Source organism: Pseudomonas sp. GD03858 (assembly GCF_029840925.1).
Classification (GTDB): Bacteria; Pseudomonadota; Gammaproteobacteria; order Pseudomonadales; family Pseudomonadaceae; genus Aquipseudomonas.
This window is the reverse complement of the sequence record NZ_JAOCDM010000029.1, coordinates 22,530-40,944: the sequence shown is the minus strand read 5'-3', so window position 1 is coordinate 40,944 and position 18,415 is coordinate 22,530. Positions and strand designations below refer to the sequence as shown.

The 18,415-nt window shown below is 64.4% G+C and carries 13 protein-coding genes; 5 read left to right on the top strand and 8 right to left on the bottom strand.

Annotated features, from left to right (window positions below; translation table 11 throughout):
• Window positions 1–5: 5 nt before the first annotated feature.
• On the top strand, window positions 6–905 hold the full coding sequence (locus tag N5D48_RS10690; RefSeq protein WP_110736331.1) for a LysR family transcriptional regulator: 900 nt from the start codon (window positions 6–8) through the stop codon (window positions 903–905).
• Window positions 906–1,037: 132 nt separating this feature from the next.
• Here the strand turns inward: N5D48_RS10690 and N5D48_RS10685 are convergent, their stop codons facing one another.
• From N5D48_RS10685 to N5D48_RS10665, 5 genes are all read right to left on the bottom strand, one after another.
• The gene (locus N5D48_RS10685) at window positions 1,038–2,456 is read right to left on the bottom strand and encodes a PLP-dependent aminotransferase family protein (protein ID WP_279883907.1); all 1,419 of its coding nucleotides are present in this window, start codon (window positions 2,454–2,456) and stop codon (window positions 1,038–1,040) included.
• Between the two features lie 17 nt (window positions 2,457–2,473).
• On the bottom strand, window positions 2,474–3,904 hold the full coding sequence (locus tag N5D48_RS10680; RefSeq protein WP_279883905.1) for an L-lactate permease: 1,431 nt from the start codon (window positions 3,902–3,904) through the stop codon (window positions 2,474–2,476).
• Between the two features lie 288 nt (window positions 3,905–4,192).
• The gene (locus tag N5D48_RS10675; RefSeq protein ID WP_279883903.1) at window positions 4,193–5,497 is read right to left on the bottom strand and encodes a type II toxin-antitoxin system HipA family toxin; all 1,305 of its coding nucleotides are present in this window, start codon (window positions 5,495–5,497) and stop codon (window positions 4,193–4,195) included.
• Entirely contained in the window at window positions 5,494–5,871 is a 378-nt protein-coding gene (locus tag N5D48_RS10670) for an XRE family transcriptional regulator (protein WP_186599698.1), read from the bottom strand. Before N5D48_RS10670 ends, N5D48_RS10675 begins: the two co-directional genes overlap by 4 nt.
• A gap of 245 nt (window positions 5,872–6,116) precedes the next feature.
• Window positions 6,117–7,616, bottom strand: a complete 1,500-nt coding sequence (locus N5D48_RS10665; protein ID WP_279883900.1) for a PLP-dependent aminotransferase family protein — start codon at window positions 7,614–7,616, stop codon at window positions 6,117–6,119.
• 330 nt (window positions 7,617–7,946) lie between these two features.
• Between N5D48_RS10665 and N5D48_RS10660 the strand changes: the two genes are divergently transcribed.
• A complete protein-coding gene (locus N5D48_RS10660) occupies window positions 7,947–8,417 on the top strand; it encodes a GNAT family N-acetyltransferase (RefSeq protein WP_279883898.1) in 471 nt (156 codons plus the stop codon).
• Window positions 8,418–8,632: 215 nt separating this feature from the next.
• Complete coding sequence (locus N5D48_RS10655; RefSeq protein WP_279883896.1) at window positions 8,633–9,667, top strand: alpha/beta fold hydrolase; 1,035 nt, start codon at window positions 8,633–8,635, stop codon at window positions 9,665–9,667.
• A gap of 92 nt (window positions 9,668–9,759) precedes the next feature.
• Here the strand turns inward: N5D48_RS10655 and N5D48_RS10650 are convergent, their stop codons facing one another.
• Both N5D48_RS10650 and N5D48_RS10645 read right to left on the bottom strand, forming a co-directional pair.
• Window positions 9,760–11,010 (bottom strand): ribonucleotide-diphosphate reductase subunit beta, encoded by a 1,251-nt coding sequence (locus N5D48_RS10650; protein ID WP_050704266.1) that lies wholly within the window; start codon window positions 11,008–11,010, stop codon window positions 9,760–9,762.
• A 588-nt stretch (window positions 11,011–11,598) separates the two neighbouring features.
• On the bottom strand, window positions 11,599–14,478 hold the full coding sequence (locus tag N5D48_RS10645) for a ribonucleoside-diphosphate reductase subunit alpha (RefSeq protein ID WP_279883895.1): 2,880 nt from the start codon (window positions 14,476–14,478) through the stop codon (window positions 11,599–11,601).
• An 858-nt stretch (window positions 14,479–15,336) separates the two neighbouring features.
• On the opposite strand from N5D48_RS10645, the gene N5D48_RS10640 reads away from it, so the two are divergent.
• A complete protein-coding gene (locus tag N5D48_RS10640) occupies window positions 15,337–16,032 on the top strand; it encodes a response regulator (protein WP_279883893.1) in 696 nt (231 codons plus the stop codon).
• The gene (locus N5D48_RS10635; protein WP_279883892.1) at window positions 16,029–17,633 is read left to right on the top strand and encodes an ATP-binding protein; all 1,605 of its coding nucleotides are present in this window, start codon (window positions 16,029–16,031) and stop codon (window positions 17,631–17,633) included. Before N5D48_RS10640 ends, N5D48_RS10635 begins: the two co-directional genes overlap by 4 nt.
• Here the strand turns inward: N5D48_RS10635 and N5D48_RS10630 are convergent.
• Window positions 17,630–18,331 (bottom strand): 4'-phosphopantetheinyl transferase superfamily protein, encoded by a 702-nt coding sequence (locus N5D48_RS10630; RefSeq protein ID WP_279883891.1) that lies wholly within the window; start codon window positions 18,329–18,331, stop codon window positions 17,630–17,632. The two genes, N5D48_RS10635 and N5D48_RS10630, sit on opposite strands and share 4 nt — an antisense overlap.
• Between the last annotated feature and the right edge of the window lie 84 nt (window positions 18,332–18,415).

Sequence of the window (18,415 nt, the reverse complement as noted above, 5' to 3'; positions counted from 1 at the left end):
GCGGCATGGACCAGATCCACCTGATGAAAGTGTTCGTGGCCGTGGGCGAGCTGGAAAGCTTCGCCGCCGCCGCCCGCCGCCTGGCCATCTCGCCGGCGGCGGTGACCCGCGCCGTTAGCGCCCTGGAGGAACAGCTCGGGGTCAAGCTGCTGCTGCGCACCACCCGCAGCGTGCGCCTGACCGAGGCCGGCGGGCGCTACCTGGAGGACACCCGGCACATCCTCGCCAGCATCGTCGAGGCCAACGAAGCCGCCGCCGGCATCAACGCCGCGCCCAAGGGCGACCTGGCGGTGACCGCGCCGATCCTGTTCGGCAAGAAGTTCGTCATGCCGTGCATCGTCCGTTACCTGCAGCAGTACCCCGAGGTGGATGTGTCGGCGTACTTTCTCGACCGCGTGGTGAACCTGGTGGAGGAGGGCATGGACGTGGCGGTGCGCATCGGCCAGTTGCCCGATTCGGGCCTCAAGGCGTTGCGCGTGGGCAGGATGCGCCGGTTGCTGTGCGCCTCGCCCGAGTACCTCGAACGCCACGGCACGCCGCGCCATCCCTCTGAATTGCAGAAGCACGAAGTCATCGCCGCCGGGACCCTGTCGCCACGCACGGACTGGCGCTTCGGCGCCATCGACGACCCGACGCTGATCCGCATGAAGCCGCGCCTGACCGTGACCAGCAACGACGCCGCCATTGCCGCGGCCAGCGCCGGGCTCGGGATTGCACGGCTGCTGTCGTACCAGGTGGCGGACGAAGTGGCGGCCGGGCGCTTGCAGGTGATCCTGGCCGAGTACGAGGAAGCGCCGTGGCCGATCCATATCCTGCATCGGGAGAGCAAATATGGCTCGACCAAGGTGCGGACCTTTATCGATATGCTGGCCGAGCATTTGCGCAGCCAGGCACATCTGGCTTGATTCCGGACCCTGGGGCTGCTGCGCAGCCCTTTCGCGACACAAGGCCGCTCCTACAGGCGACCGCACCCCCCTGTAGGAGCGGCCTGGTGTCGCGAAAGGGGCGCAAAGCGCCCCCAAGTACCTTAAACGCAATCAAGACCTCGAAAGCGCCGCACACTCCGCCAGCACCCTCAACCCGCCCATCACCTCCGGCGTTATCACCCGGCCCAGACACACCCGCAACCCAGTGCCACATTCCCCATCGGCAAAGAACATCCCGCTGGCGCCGACATTGCAGCCACGCTCTGCGGCAAGCCGCTGCAGCGCCACCATGTCCGTCCCTTCCGGCAATTCGATCCAATGGATAAACCCGCCCTGCGGCGCCACGTACCGTGTTCCCAGCGGAAACGCCGAGCGCACCAGCGCCTCCATTACCTCGGCCTGCGCCGCCAGTCGCCCACGCAGCTTCGCGCAGTGCTCCTCCATGTACCCCCGGCCGATAAACTCATCCAGCACCCGCTGGGCCAGGCTCGACACTGCCAGGTTGCGCGAAAACAGCTGGGCCAGGATCGCATCCCGATACCGCCCCGCCACGCACCAGCCCACCCGGTACCCCGGCGCCACGGTCTTGGAGAACGACGAGCAATAGATTGTCTGCCCGGTCGTGTCGTAGTGCTTGATCGCCTTGGGCCGCTGCGCCTCGTCCGCCAGGTCGAAGAAGATATCGTCCTCGATGATCGGCACATCCGCCGCCTGCGCCAGCTGTGACAGCCGTGCCCGCGCCGCGTCGGGCATGATGAAGCCCCGTGGGTTCTGCAGCGTCGGGTTGAGGAACACCACATCGACCTTGCCGCGCTTGAGGGCCCACTCCAGGTGTTCGAGGTCCATGCCGCTGTCGGCGTGGGTACGGATGGGCAGGGCGCGCATGCCCAGGCGTTCGATGGCCTGCAGGATGCCGTAGTAGGTAGGCGTTTCGATGGCCACCGTGGCGCCTGGCCGGGCGACGGCTTCGAGGGCCAGTTCGAGGGCGATGGTGTCGCCGGAGGTCACCAGGACTTCGTCCGGGCCGCAGGCAACGCCGCGTTGCAGCATCAGCCCGGCGATGCGCCGGCGCAGCGAGGCCAGGCCCGGCGGGGCGATCAGGCCAGCCAATGGCTGGTCGGCCTTGGCGGCCAGCGTCGCCAGGCACTTGTTCAGCAGCACATGGGGCGTGAGCTCGTCGTGCAGCACCGCCGAGCTCAATGACAGCGCGGTGGTGCTGGTCGCCTGGGCGAGCATGGCGACCACCGCGTGGTTGACGTTGACGGTGACACTGGCCAGGTCGAATCCCTGCACCTGGGCCGCGCCCTTGGCGACGAAATAGCCGATCCGCGGCGTGGCCTGCACATAGGCATTGGCCTCCAGCTCCGCCAGGGCCCGTTGCACGGTGGCGATGCTGCTGTCGAACAGCCGCGCCAGCTCGCGTACCGAGGGTAGCTGTGTGCCGCTGGGCCATTCGCCGCTGTCGATCTGGCGCAGCAGCCAGGCGTTGACGGTGTGCCAGCGTTTGTCGGGCTTGGGGTTGCGGTCCATGGCGGCCTTGTGTGGTGTCAGGCGGGGGCTGCGCAAAGGTAGAGCAAAACCGTGCCCGTTGCAGCCACGATGACGATGTTCAGCAGCACCAGGGCAAAGCCGAAGCGGATCAGCCCGTGCTCTTCCTCGCGGTTGGCTCCAGCCAGCCCGATGATCAGCGACAGGATCGACAACGAGCCCAGCGCGCCATGTCCTGCGGCGCTGTTGGCCATGGCCGCCAGCCAAGGGCCGTGGACGCTGGACAACGCGGCGATGGACGGCATCACCAGCGTGGTGCCGCCGACATTGGAGCCGGTGACGTAACCGGCCAGCCCCGCCAGCAGCGACACCGTCGACGCCAGCGATACACCCGACAATGCTTGCAGTGCTCGTTGCGCCTCGACCAGGAAACCGGCCTTGACCATCACCTGGGAGAGCAGCAGAAACAGGAAGATCGTCGCCACCGGGAACCGCGCCCGCTTGACCAGCGCCTGCCACGGGAAGCCTGCGCCCTGGCGGGCGACCATCATCAGCACCACCAGCAGCAAGGCCAGCCCCGGCGAAGCCAGCGGCTTCCACGACACATTGGTGCCATGCACCACCCACAACCCGTCCCATCCCGACAGCAGGAACAGCCCCCGCGAGACGATGATCACCGCCAGCAGGGCCAGGTACGGCCACGCCGCCTGCGGCCAGCGCCCCAGCGCCCCGCGTCGCGCCCAGGAGAGCCCCAGCCCGACGCAGACCACTGTCAGCCCGGCCAGTACGCCAGCGGCTTCCGGGCCGATCCAGCGATTGATCACATACAGCACCGCACTGAACAGCAGCGAGACCAGTGCCAGCCCCAGCCACGCCCTTACGCCGCGAACCCGCGCCAACGTCAGCGCCACGGCGGCCAGGCCGAGGAACACCGGGGCGCTGACCAGTGCCGAGTGGCTGCCCAGCTCCTGCGCCGGCACATGGGCCAGCAGCGCGCCGATCACCGTGGCCAGCCCAAGCGTGCCCCAAGGCATCACCACCATGCCGGCCAGCGCCATCTTCATGCCGACCTGACGCGAAAACAGCCCCATCAGCAGCGGCACCGTGGCGATCAGCGATACGCCGAACCCGGTCATGGCCTCAAGCAGCGGCGCCAGGCCCAGCACGATGAAGATCACCTGCATCGGCGGCGTCCAGCCCAGCTCCCGCACCCAGGCACCGATCGCCTGCGGTGCGTTGGCGCGTTCGACCAGGATGACGAAGGCCAGCCCCGGAATGATCACGCAGGCGGTGCTGAGGAACAGGATCAGCGTGTCTTGCACAATGGCGCCGGATACCGCCGCCGACAGCGGCTGCGCGGCGCCCAGGCCCCACAGCAGCAGGACACCGGCCACGCCGGCCAGCGCGGCCTGCACGGGCGGGCGGCGCAGCAGCAGGATCAGGGCGATCACTAGGCCTATGGGAGACATTTGCAGCAGCAGGGCAGCCATGATGCGGGTTCCTTCAGCCATCCAGAGGAGTGTGGAAGGGATGGTGGAGGGAAGGAAGAGACTGCAATAGATACAGGGGGGCTGGGTTTTTCAATACAGCTCTGGCGGGTATCGAGGGGCGGCAATGGGGCCTGCGTTTGCAGCGTTGTAATTCCGCGCTACGCTCAACCATTAACTCGCCCATGACCACGTTCGACAGGATTTCCTGTCTGGCACTTTAGATGCCGATTTGTGGCGTGGGCGAGCCTACCTTCTTCGTGTATTAAGGGGATCGTTGACGATCTCCGCTCACAGACTCTCTCCAAGGTAGAGGCGGTGAACCTCGCCGATTCGCTTGCTTGCGGCGGCGGGCACACCAGCCGCTCTAGCAAACTGCGGCCATTGTGCGACGGCTTCACAGACTTCCTTGATGATCTGTCGTGCGTTCATGCCGCGAACCTGGCTGGCCACGCTCAACAGATCGTCGAGGGTGAAGTCGTCGCGCTTGCCGTTCACGGTCATCTGGTGGCTATCGACCCAGAAGCTGCCAGGCAGGTAGGAATAGGACACGTCATACGCCGGCGTCAGGTACCAGGTACCGTCGGTGTCCATCATGAAGGCCGTATTCTTGGTGTGGTCGTCCTGGTTGCGTGCCACCAGGTTGAAGACCATGCGGCGGTAGAACTGTTCGGCGCCGTCGCGGGAAATCCGCAGTGCGCGCATCACCCCGAAGGCCTCGGCATAGGCGTATTGGCCAGGCTTGCGGAAGTCGGCGTGGTCGAGTGCGCACAAGGTCGCCACGTGGATCTTTTCACCTTCGGTCGTGCGGTCGAAGCGCCGGGTCATGAAGTGAGCGCGTCCACCTTCCTCCAGCAATCGGCACTCGGTCATGGTGATGCCGGCCGCCTTGGCCATGAGGTGGTAGGCGTACTCGATGCGCCCGTAGCCTTGCGAATCAGCCAGCACGGTCGAATCCTTGGCCACGTCGAACTTGAGCAGCCAGTATTCGAAGCCCGGTGGTGCGGTGACCTGGCCCGAACGGATCTCGCCTTCGGCATTCATGGCGATCACCGCCTTGGCCCGGGCGCCGCCCGCGCTGGTACCGATCTGGATGAGGTGCTGCAGGGCACTGTCGTCCAGCGACGGGTCCTTGGCATCCAGGCGCTCGGCGATCGATTCGCGTTCGGACAACACCTCGCTGGCCAGGCGCACCAGGGCATCGATATGGATGCTCTCCCCCTTGTCCCGCTCGGTGGCCATCGCCGGACGATATTCCAGGGCGCCCATACCGCGCTTACCCTGGTACAGCAGGCGCTCGACCGGGGTAAACGTTGCCTTGTCACGCCCCTGCTGGGCCAGCCAGGCATCGATCAGCGCGTTGCCGAAATCATCGGGCAGCGAGTCGGCGAGGATCGAGGGCAGACCCTTGAAGGTTTCGCGGTCGAGCCCCTGGAACACGTAGGTGTAGTCCTGGCGCAAGGGCATATGGACCGGCGAGATCTCAAGGCCCGTCCTGACGAACTCGGGGGTGTATTCGAACTCTCCGATCTGGGTCTGCGTGTTCCAGTTGAGCGCGCCTACATAAACATCCCAGAGATAGATCCGTGCAATCACCAGCTGTCATCCTTGTCGGGTTTCGGGCCACCAATGAGCGTGGGCTTGCCGATAGGCGTCCTGATTCCGTGTTCAGGCGCCGGCGGTGTAGCCCGTGTGACGGTCGCCCGCATCCGCTGTTTGCCCTGCATTTTTGCCAGTTGCACGGGGCTGGTCCTGACGTCCTCGATGAGTGAGGCGAGACGATCAAGCTCTCCCAGCACCCTCAGGACGGCAATCACGTTCACCAGGGTGCCTTTGCCTGCCGTTAGCTTGCGGTAGGTCTCCCGGGAAATCCCGGCTTCATGGGCGACGATGTCCTGGCCAATATTACGCTTCAGGCGGATAGCCTCAATGCGTTGGCCGATCTCGTTGGCGATAGCGTCGTCAGTCATTGATATGGCTTTCATAACGCCTGGGATCCTATGCTTAAAACGCCGTTATTGACCTGCATGCCTAGGATTCTAGGCTTTGTATAGTGCGCTTGAAAGAAAAATCCACTACTTGATAAAGGCTAGTTTTCTAGGCGTTGAGTGCACATTTTAGTGTTTTTGCCAAGAATTCTAGGCGTTGTCTGATCCTGGTATTCGCGGCGGATTTCAGCGATTGGTTTACCACATTTCGTTTCGCGCAGAACGGGCTACCGCATCGAACGTCCCGAAGTGACCAGACCTGCCAGCACCTTCTCCAGTTTCACCACCGCCTCCCTCATCTCAGCGGGTGTCAGTGCCGCAAACCCCATCAGCAAGCCGGCATCGTTCCTCGGCACCGCGTACAAGCTGCCCAGCCCCAACAGATCGATCCCCACCCCGCGTGCCGCCCTGACCACGGCGTCTTCAGGCAAGCCCTGCACGAAATGGCAGGGCATCTGCAGCCCACCGGCGGGCACCTGCGGCACGAGAAACGCCCCCAGGTGCTTGCGCAGCAGATCCGCCAGCACATCCCGGCGCTCGGCGTAGAGCGTGCGCATGGCCCGCACATGGGCGTTGAAGTGCCCGCCTTCCATGAACCGGGCCAGGGTCAGCTGGGCGATGGAGGCGTTATGCCCGTCCTGCAACGTGCGGGCGGCGGTCATCGGCGCGACGAGCTGGGGCGGCAGCAGCAGGTAGCCGATGCGCAGGCCGGCGAACAGCGATTTGGTGAAGGTGCCGATGTACAGCGTGCGGTCGTGTGGGTCCAGGCCCTGCACGCAGGCGGTGGGGCGGCCGGCGTAGTGGAACTCGCTGTCGTAGTCGTCCTCGATGATCCAGGCGCGTTGCTGGCGGGCCCATTCGATCGCCAGCAGGCGCCGGTCCAGTGCCAGGGTCGCGCCGGTCGGGTATTGGTGCGAAGGGGTGAGGAATACCGCCCGGGCATCCGGTGCCAGCCGGGCCATGGCGTCCACCTGCAGGCCGTGCGCGTCCACCGGGACCGGCACGCATGCCAGGCCGGCGGCGGTGACCGCTTTGCGGGTGCCCTGGTACAGCGGGTCCTCGACCAGCACCTGGTCGCCTGCGTCCATGAGCACCTGGGCGCACAGGCCGAGGGCCTGCTGCGAGCTGGTGAGGATCAGGATGCGCTCGGCGGATGCCTGGGCCCCGCGCTCGAGGTTGAGGTAGTCGGCGATTGCCCTGCGCAAGGGGGCCATGCCCTGCGGCTCGCTGTGTTCCAGCGCCCGTGTGCCGTATTCCTTGTACACCTGCCGCTCCAGCTTCTCCCAGATGGCCAGGGGGAAGTGCCGGGTTTCGGCCACGCCCGGGGCGAAGGGGCGGGGCGACTGGAAGTTGTGGACGCCACCGTTGTGCAACACGGCTTCACCTCGGCGGCTCAACTGCACCGGGGCTTCCTGATGTACTGGACGCTGGCGCTTGCGCGACGGCAGGCACCGGGCCCGTTGCGACACGAAGCTGCCGCTGCCCACGCGCCGTTCGATAAAGCCCTCGGCGTGCAACTGGCTGTAGGCCGACTCCACGGTGTCCCGCGAGACGCCCAGGGACTGAGCCAGCGGGCGCGAGGCGGGCAGCGCCTTGCCCACCGGCAGTGCGCCGTCGAGGATCAACTGGCGGATCGCCCGTTGGATACGCACATGCAAGGCCAGCGCGCTATGGGCGGGGTCGTTGATCCAGGCTTTCACCGATTCCAGCTGCGCGTGTTTGAACATTGGCCTGATTCCCTGGCTGATGGACCTGATTAATGGCTGCCAATGCTGGGGCTGCTTCACGACACAAGGCCGCTCCAGTCGACCGCGATCCCCTGTAGGAGCGGCCTTGTGTCGCGAAAGGGGCGCAAAGCGCCCCCGGCAATCTCAAGCCTTGCCCCTGTCCAGATCCCCAAAATGGTCTGGTTATTACCAATCAATTGGCAGGTAAAAACCAACCATTTATCCGCTATAAAACCCAAGCCCGCAAGCAACCACCAAGGAAGGCAAGCGCTACGGGCAGGCCGGCCCCCTCACTCATTCACACTGCTTTGCCCAAAAGGGGTTCCACCAATGACCACCACCCAACTACCTGTCTTCATCCGCGAAGCGAAGCAAACCGACCTTCAGCCCTGGCGCGACTACTGGGCGCAATACCAGGCCTTCTACCAGGTAGACCTGGGCCCAGCCATCACCGAGTGCACCTGGGCCCGCTTCTTCGACCCGGCCGAGCCCATGCACTGCGCCGTGGCCACCGACGGCGAACGGCTCTTCGGCTTCGTCCACTATGTGTTCCACCGCTCGACCTGGGGGCGCAACGACTTCTGCTACCTGGAAGACCTGTACGTGTGCCCGAGCGCCCGGGGGCGAATGATCGGCAAGCAACTGATCGAGTTCGTCCAGGGCCAGGCCCGGCAGCAGCGGTGCGACCGGCTGTACTGGCATACCCAGGAGACCAACCGGACTGCGCAGCGGTTGTATGACTGGATTGCCGAGAAGCCAGGGGTGATCGAGTACCGGATGCCCATGGATGTAGCCCACTAGGAAAGTTCGGGGCAGTTGAAGGATCCTGTGGGAGCAGGCTTACCTGCGAAGCAGGTGCCGTGATACATGGCACCTGATTCGCCGATGTTTGCGGGCAAGCTCCAGTTCAAGTCATATCAATCGAATGTGCTGTGCGTGTCGCCATGACGGCTGATATGTTTCCCGCGCACCCGATCACGTCCAATCGGCGCTGATCCCTTCAAGGAAGAAAAACAATGAAAACAGTGCTCGGCTTCTTGCTCTCTATCTGTCTGAACCTGCCTGCATTCGCGGGCGATATTCCCATCGGTTTTCGGACCTCTACATTGGCGGACGAGCAAAATGGTCGCCCGCTGGAACTGGTCGTCTGGTACCCGAGTACCTCCACGGCCACGCCGCAGCTGATCGCGGATACCCCGGTGTTTGTCGGTGACCTTGCCGTACGCGATGCCCCCCCGGCCTCTGGCGCGCATCCACTGGTGGTGCTTTCCCATGGTTTTCGCGGTAACTGGGGGAACCAGTCATGGCTGGCCAGTGCGCTGGTGCGGCAGGGTTACATGGTGGCGGCGGTCAACCACCCCGGAACGACCACCCGCAATCGCAACCCTGAAGCCGCCGCACAGTTGTGGCAGCGTCCCATCGATCTGCAACGGGCCATCGATGCGGTCCTGGCTCAGCCGGATCGATTTGGGGCAGTGGCGAAGGGAAAAATTGCAGTGGCAGGTCACTCACTCGGTGGCTGGACCGCCCTGGAAATCGCCGGGTCCCGGTTCGATCCCGAGCGTTTTTCCCAGGACTGCACGGCCCATCCACAACTGGCCAGTTGTGGCGTTTACAAACAGATCAATCCCGACTTGGCTGCGAAGTCCCGGCTGGGTGGCGACCTGAGCGACAGACGTGTCACGGCCATCATCACCCTGGACCTGGGCCTGTCACGTGGCATGACCACTGAAAGCCTGGCGACGTTGCCGGTGCCGGCACTGGTGATCGCGGCGGGCGCACCTTCTGAAGAGCTCCCGGCACAGTTGGAATCCGCCGACCTGGCCAAGCGGTTGCCCCCGGCGACGAGTCGCTATGTCGAGATCAAGGACGCCAGCCACTTCAGCTTTTTGTCGATGTGCAAACCTGGCGCGGTGGCGTTGCTCGAAGAAGATGCTCCAGGCGATGGCATTATTTGCCGGGATGGCGATAACGCTCGACCGCGGGCGCTGATCCAGCGGCAGATCGTTTTATTGATTACCGAATTTCTGGGGCAGTCGTTTCGTAGCTGATGAGTGCGGAGGTTGCATAGCCCAGATGGGCGCTTGGGACACGAGCATAAAAAAAGGCTGCCCGAAGGCAGCCTTTCTGGATGGCGGGACGATCAATCCCAGCTCAGAGCACCACCAGTCTGGTACTCGATAACCCGAGTCTCAAAGAAGTTCTTCTCCTTCTTCAAGTCCATGATCTCACTCATCCAAGGGAACGGGTTGGTAGTCCCCGGATACTCTTCCTTCAGACCAATCTGGGTCAGTCGACGGTTGGCAATGAACTTGAGGTAATCCTCCATCATCGCCGCGTTCATGCCCAGCACGCCGCGTGGCATGGTGTCACGGGCGTATTCGATCTCCAGCTGGGTACCCTGCAGAATCATCTGGGTAGCCTCTTCCTTCATCGCGGCATCCCACAGGTGCGGGTTCTCGATCTTGATCTGGTTGATCACGTCGATGCCGAAGTTCAGGTGCATGGACTCGTCGCGCAGGATGTACTGGAACTGCTCGGCGACGCCGGTCATCTTGTTGCGGCGGCCCATGGACAGGATCTGGGTGAAGCCGCAGTAGAAGAAGATGCCTTCCAGCACGCAGTAGTAGGCGATCAGGTTGCGCAGCAGCTCTTTGTCGGTTTCGACGGTACCGGTGTTGAACTCCGGATCCGAGATGGCGCGGGTGTACTTCAGGCCCCAGGCGGCTTTTTTCGCGACCGACGGGATCTCGTGGTACATGTTGAAGATCTCGCCTTCATCCATGCCCAGCGACTCGATGCAGTACTGGTAGGCGTGGGTGTGGATCGCCTCTTCGAAGGCCTGGCGCAGGATGTACTGGCGGCACTCCGGGTTGGTGATCAGGCGGTACACGGCCAGGGCCAGGTTGTTGGCAACCAGCGAGTCGGCGGTGGAGAAGAAGCCGAGGTTGCGCATCACGATGCGGCGCTCGTCTTCGGTCAGGCCGTCCATGCTCTTCCACAGGGCGATGTCGGCGGTCATGTTGACCTCTTGCGGCATCCAGTGGTTGGCGCAGCCGTCGAGGTACTTCTGCCAGGCCCAGTCGTACTTGAACGGGACCAGCTGGTTGAGGTCGGCGCGGCAGTTGATCATGCGCTTTTCATCGACCGCGACGCGGGCCGAGGAGCCTTCCAGCTCGGCCAGGCCTTCCGCGATGTCCAGGGCGTCCAGCGCAGCCTTGGCGCGCTTGACGGCGTCGGAGTCGGCGGCGGTGGCGGCGCGGGCTTCCAGGGCGGCGGCACCGCCGGCGCTGTCGAGCTTGTCGAGGGTGGTGGCGGCTGCGGCCTGCGCGGGGGTGTTGCCTTTGGCGGCGACTTCACCGTCTTCTTTGTCGAATTCGTCCCAGCTCAGCATGGTCCTGGCTCCTGCTAGAGGGTTGCGCGGGGCAACCGGTTGGATTTTAAGAATGTGATGCCTGACGCAAGGCCGTTACGGCGAATGGACAGCTCGAGAGGCTGACTCTCGTTACATCTGGGTTCGTGCCTGGCCAGGCCTCGGGGAGGGGCCAGGGACTTGAAAGGGTGCCCTTTTCAGAGGGGGCGGAGTATACCGGAATTCGCTTTCGGTCGGGGCGCGAGTCTGGCGGGCGAGGGTAATTTTTCGACCGGTTTTTCGCGCGTCCGTTCACGGTAACTCGTGTTGTCTTTATACGGGAAGGGAGTTTAGCGGCAAATAGTAGTTAGCACTATATGTTGTGCGTTTTTATTTTTCGGATACAGGATGTTGTGTTTTTTCGGGTCGTTGTAGGAGCGGCCTTGTGTCGCGAAAGGGCGGCATGGCCGCCCCGGCGATCTTGCGCCGGAGCTGAGATCCTGGGGCCGCTGCGCGCCCCTTTCGCGACACAAGGCCGCTCCTACAGGACTGCGTTTCATCAGGTCATTGCGCGGACGCAAAAATGCCGCAGAGGGGCACCCTTGGGCACCCCTCTGCGGCATCAGGCCTTTATTGGCAAGCTTCGCAATCCGGCTCGTCGATGGCGCAGGCCTTCGGTACCGGGGCAGGGCCGGCGGCCTGGACCGGGGCGCTGTCGCCGCCGCTCGACACGGCGTTGAGCTTGCCGGTGTTGATGGTCGACTTCTCGGTGCTGGTCGCGGCCAGGGCACGGAGGTAGTAGGTGGTCTTCAGACCACGGTACCAGGCCATGCGGTAGGTCACGTCCAGCTTCTTGCCCGAGGCGCCGGCGATGTACAGGTTCAGCGACTGGGCCTGGTCGATCCACTTCTGGCGACGGGAGGCGGCATCGACGATCCACTTGGTCTCGACTTCGAACGCGGTGGCGTACAGGTCCTTCAGCTCTTGCGGGATACGCTCGATCTGCTGCACGGAACCGTCGTAGTACTTCAGGTCGTTGATCATCACCGAGTCCCACAGGCCACGGGCCTTGAGGTCGCGGACCAGGTACGGGTTGATCACGGTGAACTCGCCCGACAGGTTCGATTTCACGTACAGGTTCTGGTAGGTCGGCTCGATGGACTGCGACACGCCGGTGATGTTGGCGATGGTCGCGGTCGGCGCGATGGCCATGATGTTCGAGTTACGAATACCTTTTTGTACACGCTCGCGTACCGGTGCCCAGTCCAGGCTCTCGGTCAGGTCGACGTCGATGTACTTCTGGCCACGGGCCTCGATCAGGATCTGCTGGCTGTCCAGCGGCAGGATGCCCTTGGACCACAGCGAACCCTGGAAGGTCTCGTAGGCGCCGCGCTCGTCGGCCAGGTCGCAGGAAGCCTGGATCGCGTAGTAGCTGACCGCTTCCATCGACTTGTCGGCGAACTCGACGGCAGCGTCCGAGCCGTACGGGATGTGCTGCAGGTACAGCGCGTCCTGGAAGCCCATGATGCCCAGTCCGACCGGACGGTGCTTGAAGTTCGAGTTACGCGCTTGCGGCACCGAGTAGTAGTTGATGTCGATCACGTTGTCGAGCATGCGCACGGCGGTGTTCACGGTGCGTTGCAGCTTGGCGGTGTCCAGCTTGCCGTCGACAATGTGGTTCGGCAGGTTGATCGAGCCCAAGTTGCAGACCGCGATCTCGTCCTTGTTGGTGTTCAGGGTGATCTCGGTGCACAGGTTCGAGCTGTGGACCACGCCCACGTGCTGCTGGGGCGAGCGCAGGTTGCACGGGTCCTTGAAGGTCAGCCACGGGTGGCCGGTCTCGAACAGCATCGACAGCATCTTGCGCCACAGGTCTTTGGCCTGGATGGTCTTGAACACCTTGATCTTGTTGTACTCGGTCAGGGCTTCGTAGTACTCGTAGCGCTCTTCGAAGGCCTTGCCGGTCAGGTCGTGCAGATCAGGCACTTCCGATGGCGAGAACAGGGTCCACTTGCCGTCATCGAAGACGCGCTTCATGAACAGGTCAGGGATCCAGTTGGCGGTGTTCATGTCGTGGGTACGACGACGGTCATCACCGGTGTTCTTGCGCAGCTCGATGAATTCTTCGATGTCGAGGTGCCAGGTTTCCAGGTAGGCACACACGGCGCCCTTGCGCTTGCCACCCTGGTTCACGGCGACGGCGGTGTCGTTGACCACTTTCAGGAACGGCACGACGCCTTGCGACTTGCCGTTGGTGCCCTTGATGTACGAGCCCAGGGCGCGCACCGGGGTCCAGTCGTTGCCCAGGCCACCGGCGAATTTCGACAGCATGGCGTTGTCGTGGATCGCGTGGTAGATGCCCGACAGGTCGTCCGGCACGGTGGTCAGGTAGCAGCTGGACAGCTGCGGGCGCAGGGTACCGGCGTTGAACAGGGTCGGGGTCGAGGCCATGTAGTCGAAGGACGACAACAGGTTGTAGAACTCGATCGCACGGGCTTCCTTGTCTTTCTCTTCCAGCGCCAGGCCCATGGCCACGCGCATGAAGAACACCTGCGGCAGCTCGAAGCGCACGCCATCCTTGTGGATGAAGTAGCGGTCGTACAGGGTCTGCAGGCCCAGGTAGGTGAACTGCTGGTCGCGCTCGTGGTTGATCGCCTTGCCCATGCGCTCCAGGTCGTAGCCTTTCAGCGCCGGGTCGAGCAGTTCGAACTCGACGCCTTTCTCGACGTAGGCCGGCAGGGCCTTGGCGTACAGGTCGGCCATCTCGTGGTGGGTGGCGCTGTCGGCCACGCCCAGGAAGCCCAGGCCTTCGGCGCGCAGGGTGTCCATCAGCAGGCGGGCGGTGACGAACGAGTAGTTCGGCTCACGCTCCACCAGGGTGCGGGCGGTCATCACCAGGGCGGTATTGACGTCCTTGATGGCCACGCCGTCGTACAGGTTCTTCAGGGTTTCGCGCTGGATCAGGTCGCCATCGACTTCGGCCAGGCCTTCGCAGGCTTCGCTGATGATGGTGTTCAGGCGGGCCATGTCCAGAGGGGCTAGGCTGCCGTCGGCGAGGGTGATGCGGATGCTTGGGTGCGGCTCGACCACGGCGTCGGCGTTGCTGCGGGTGGCGCGCTCTTTTGCACGCTGGTCGCGGTAGATCACGTAGTCGCGGGCGACTTTCTGCTCGCCGGCACGCATCAGGGCCAGTTCGACCTGATCCTGGATTTCTTCGATGTGGATGGTGCCACCCGATGGCATGCGACGCTTGAACGTGGCGGTGACCTGCTCGGTCAGGCGCGCGACGGTGTCGTGGATGCGCGACGAGGCGGCAGCGGTGCCGCCTTCAACTGCGAGGAACGCCTTGGTGATGGCCACGGTGATCTTGTCGTCGGTGTAGGGGACGACAGTGCCGTTGCGCTTGATCACGCGCAGTTGGCCAGGGGCGGTGGCAGCCAGATCCTGGTTGGAATCGGCGGCCTGCGGCGCCTTGGCCTGCGGGTTCTCGCGAGTCGTGTCGGTTTGCATGGGTGGGTGTCTCCACAGTTTCTAGTTTGTTCAGGCGCCTTGTTGGGGCGCCCACCGTTCCGTCCACTTGCTCGATGGCCCGGGCGGGGAGGCGTCATGCACGCGCATACGCCCGCTCGGGCTTACCGACTTCGGGACAGACTCAGGAATAAGGGGCAATAACCTGCCGCTCCCTGGCCGAAGTCAAAGGTTCTGGGCGTACCCAAAATCTGTTGCTGATGAGTGGGAGGCACTGCCTGCAACACTCATACCCGAACAAGGCCGTCTGCGGCTTGCCTCGGTCGCCCTCCGCAGGAGCGGTTTGGCTGTTGAAATCACGTTAAGTTCAGTCGGTAAATTCGCTTGAATTTGCCTGGCGACTTGTGTTTGTGATTTTGCGCGAAACCCAACATCTAGTGGTTCGCTGCGATAGGGATACAAGATAATGCGGTATCAGGGGCTTTGCAAGGTGAGCGTCTGTGGATAACTTGTGGGTACTTTGTGAGTGATCCGTGGGTATTCGCTGTAGGCCTTGTCCCAAGAGGTTTGCACTATTTTTTGCCTGTGCTATGCCGCCGTGCAGATTTTTTCGGGCGCGAACCCTATCACAAAAAACGGTTCAGTCGTGGGGCGTTCTGGGTGGTTGGCAGGGGTGGGGGCGGGACGTAGTATCCGGGGCTGATGTTGCGCTTTGGTGAAGGTGGATTTTCGCTGGAATCAAAGGGTTGTACTGGCCTCATCGCGGGGCAAGCCCGCTCCCACGCATGACGCCGTACTTCACGCATGGCTCTGTATTCAGCGTGGGAGCGGGCTTGCCCCGCGATGAGGCCGGAACAGCCAACAGCAAGGCCCGAAAAAAACCAGAAGAAGGGTAAGGCCATGGACCAGCCAATCAACCGCATCCTAATCGTCGAGGACGACCAGCGCCTCGCCGAGCTCACTGCCGAGTACCTCCAGGCCAACGGCTTCGAGGTGGCGGTGGAAGGCGACGGCGGCCGTGCCGCTCGGCGCATCATCGACAGTCAGCCGGACCTGGTGATCCTCGACCTGATGCTGCCCGGCGAGGATGGCCTGAGCATCTGCCGCCGGGTGCGTGGCCAGTACGCCGGCCCCATCCTCATGCTCACCGCCCGCAGCGACGAGCTGGACCAGATCCAGGGCCTGGACCTGGGCGCTGACGACTATGTATGCAAGCCGGTGCGCCCGCGCGTGCTGCTGGCGCGCATCAACGCCCTGCTGCGCCGCAGCGAGGCCCCGGAGCGGCGCCAGGAGCTGAGCTTCGGCCCGCTGCATATAGACAGCCGACAACGCGAGGCGCGCCTGGACGGCCAGCTGATCGAGCTGACCGGCGCCGAGTTCGATCTGCTCTGGCTGCTGGCGAGCAACGCCGGGCGGGTGCTGTCCCGCGAGGAGATCTTCACCTCGCTGCGCGGCGTCGGTTATGACGGCCAGGACCGCTCCATCGATGTGCGCATTTCCAAGATCCGCCCCAAGATCGGCGATGACCCGATCACCCCGCGGCTGATCAAGACCCTGCGCAGCAAGGGCTATTTGTTCGTCGGCGAGGCGCCATGAACTCGATCTTCCTGCGTATCTATGGCGGCATGCTAGCGGTGCTGGTGCTGGTGGCCGTGCTCGGCGTGCTCAGCCTGCACCTGGTCAACGAGATCCGCGCCGGCCAGCACCGCGAGCGCCTGGCCCAGGGTACCTTCAGCCTGATGGCCGACAACCTGGCGCAGCAGAACGCGGTGGAACGCACCCGTTCGCTGGTGATCTGGGAGCGCCTGCTCGGCGTGCCGCTGGACCTGCAGCCGCTGTCGGCGTTCACCCTCGACGGCGGGCAGCGGGCGCGGCTGTACCGCGACCTGGTGGTGGTGGAGAAGACCGGCCCGCATGCCGCCCGGGTGTTGCGCCGGGTCGGCCACGAAGACCTGCTGCTGGTGGCCGAGGTCAAGCAGATCAGCGAGCAGCTGGCCCGCGCCACGCTTTATCTGTTGGCCGACGAATTGGTGCGCTACCCGGTTACCGAGCAGCAGGCGCGCCTGGCGCAGCTGCGCCAAAGCAAGGGCTTCGGCTTCGACATCGCCCTGCAGCGTATCGAGCGTGCCGCCCTGGACGACGACCAGCGCCGCCGGGTGGAGGAGGGCGACACGGTGATGGCCCTGGGCAGGGACGGCGACTCGATCCGCGTGTTCTCGGGGCTGTCCGGCTCACCCTGGGTGCTGGAGATCGGCCCGCTGTACCAGCTCAACCCCTATCCACCGCAGTTGCTGATCCTGATCGCCTTCCTCGGGCTGTGCCTGATCGGGCTGGTGGTCTACCTGCTGGTGCGCCAGCTGGAGCGGCGCGTGTCGGGTCTGGAGGTGGCGGCCACGCGCATCGCCGAGGGCAGCCTCGATACGCGCGTGCCGGCCGGCGACGCCGACTCGGTGGGTCGCCTGGCCGAAGCCTTCAACGGCATGGCCGAGCACCTGCAACGCTCGTTGACCATGCAGCGCGAGCTGGTGCGGGCGGTGTCCCACGAGTTGCGCACGCCGGTGGCGCGGCTGCGCTTCGGCCTGGAGATGATCGAGAGCGCCAGCACCGACGAGGGCCGGGCCAAGCACCTGGCCGGCATGGACGGCGATATCCAGGACCTGGACAAGCTGGTCGACGAGATGCTGACCTACGCCCGCCTGGAGCAGGGCGCGCCGGCCCTGCATTTCCAGGTGGTGGATCTGGACGAGCTGCTGGCGCGGGTGATCGAGGAGCTGGCGCCGCTGCGGGCCGAGGTGCGGGTGGTGCGTGGGGTGTGCCACGGGCTCGACGGTGGCGACGCCCGGGTCGAGGCCGAGCCGCGCTACCTGCACCGGGCCCTGCAGAACCTGGTGCGCAATGCCATGCGCCATGCCGAATCGGAAGTGCGCCTGAGCTACCAGATCGGCCAGCAGCGTTGCCGCATCGATGTGGAGGATGACGGCCCCGGGATTCCCGAAGGGGTGTGGCACCGCATCTTCACCCCGTTCACCCGCCTCGACGACAGCCGTACCCGGGCCTCGGGCGGGCATGGATTGGGGTTGTCGATCGTGCGGCGGATCATCTACTGGCACGGCGGCCGTGCCCTGGTCGGGCACAGCGAGCAACTGGGCGGGGCGTGTTTCAGCCTGAGCTGGCCGCGCGAGCAGCCGCGCGATTAGACGCTGATCAAGCTGAGCAGATGGCCGTCCTGCAGGCAGAACTGGCCATCGATTTCGACGCCGTGGTGCCACTCGGCCGACAGGTCGGTGAGCAGGCGCAGGCGGGCATGGCCGTCGGCGGACCAGGCCAGCAGTTCGGCGTGTTCGAAATAGAAGCGCTGTTTGGTGAGCGGATAGAGGGTCTTGAACAGGCTTTCCTTGAGCGAGAAGGTCAGGGTCACGGCCAGCGCCTGCTGGCTGCGGTCCAGGCGCTCCAGTTCGGCGGGGGTGAGGATTTCCCCGGCCAGGCGTTCGGCGCGCTCTTCACTGAGCAGGGTTTCCTGGTCCAGGCCCAGGCCGCGGCATCGGTCGTCGCCTGCGACAACGGCGGCAGCCCAGCCTTGGCCATGGGTGATTGAGCCGTGGATGCCGGCGGGCCAGATCGGCGAGCGGTCTTCATGAGTGGCCGGAACATAGTCGCGGCCATCCAGGCGTTGCAGTGCCTCGCGGGCGCAGACCCGACCGGCCAGGTACTCGGCTTGGCGCTTGGCCACCGAGCGTTGCAGGCTGGCGGTCTGCTCGATGCCGGCGCGCTGGAAGTCGTCGTCGGCCAGGCGGGCCGGGTCGAAGGCGCAGCTGACCAGCACCGCGCCGGGGACCGGGCGGGGCAGGGGCCAGTGGTGCTGGAGCGGGGCGCAGCAGGTGGGGAGTCTGTTCATGGCGGGTATTGTGCCAGCCTGGTGGCTGGTGGTGGAGCACAGATTTTGGGGCCGCTGTGCGGCCCTTTCGCGACACAAGGCCGC

Bases quoted from the DNA above. Each gene is read 5' to 3' on its own strand.
- N5D48_RS10690 (WP_110736331.1), top strand. From the start codon at position 6: ATGGACCAGATCCACCTGATGAAAGTGTTCGTGGCCGTGGGCGAGCTG.
- N5D48_RS10685 (WP_279883907.1), bottom strand. From the start codon at position 2,456: ATGGACCGCAACCCCAAGCCCGACAAACGCTGGCACACCGTCAACGCC.
- N5D48_RS10680 (WP_279883905.1), bottom strand. From the start codon at position 3,904: ATGGCTGCCCTGCTGCTGCAAATGTCTCCCATAGGCCTAGTGATCGCC.
- N5D48_RS10670 (WP_186599698.1), bottom strand. From the start codon at position 5,871: ATGACTGACGACGCTATCGCCAACGAGATCGGCCAACGCATTGAGGCT.
- N5D48_RS10665 (WP_279883900.1), bottom strand. From the start codon at position 7,616: ATGTTCAAACACGCGCAGCTGGAATCGGTGAAAGCCTGGATCAACGAC.
- N5D48_RS10660 (WP_279883898.1), top strand. From the start codon at position 7,947: ATGACCACCACCCAACTACCTGTCTTCATCCGCGAAGCGAAGCAAACC.
- N5D48_RS10655 (WP_279883896.1), top strand. From the start codon at position 8,633: ATGAAAACAGTGCTCGGCTTCTTGCTCTCTATCTGTCTGAACCTGCCT.
- N5D48_RS10650 (WP_050704266.1), bottom strand. From the start codon at position 11,010: ATGCTGAGCTGGGACGAATTCGACAAAGAAGACGGTGAAGTCGCCGCC.
- N5D48_RS10645 (WP_279883895.1), bottom strand. From the start codon at position 14,478: ATGCAAACCGACACGACTCGCGAGAACCCGCAGGCCAAGGCGCCGCAG.
- N5D48_RS10640 (WP_279883893.1), top strand. From the start codon at position 15,337: ATGGACCAGCCAATCAACCGCATCCTAATCGTCGAGGACGACCAGCGC.
- N5D48_RS10635 (WP_279883892.1), top strand. From the start codon at position 16,029: ATGAACTCGATCTTCCTGCGTATCTATGGCGGCATGCTAGCGGTGCTG.
- N5D48_RS10630 (WP_279883891.1), bottom strand. From the start codon at position 18,331: ATGAACAGACTCCCCACCTGCTGCGCCCCGCTCCAGCACCACTGGCCC.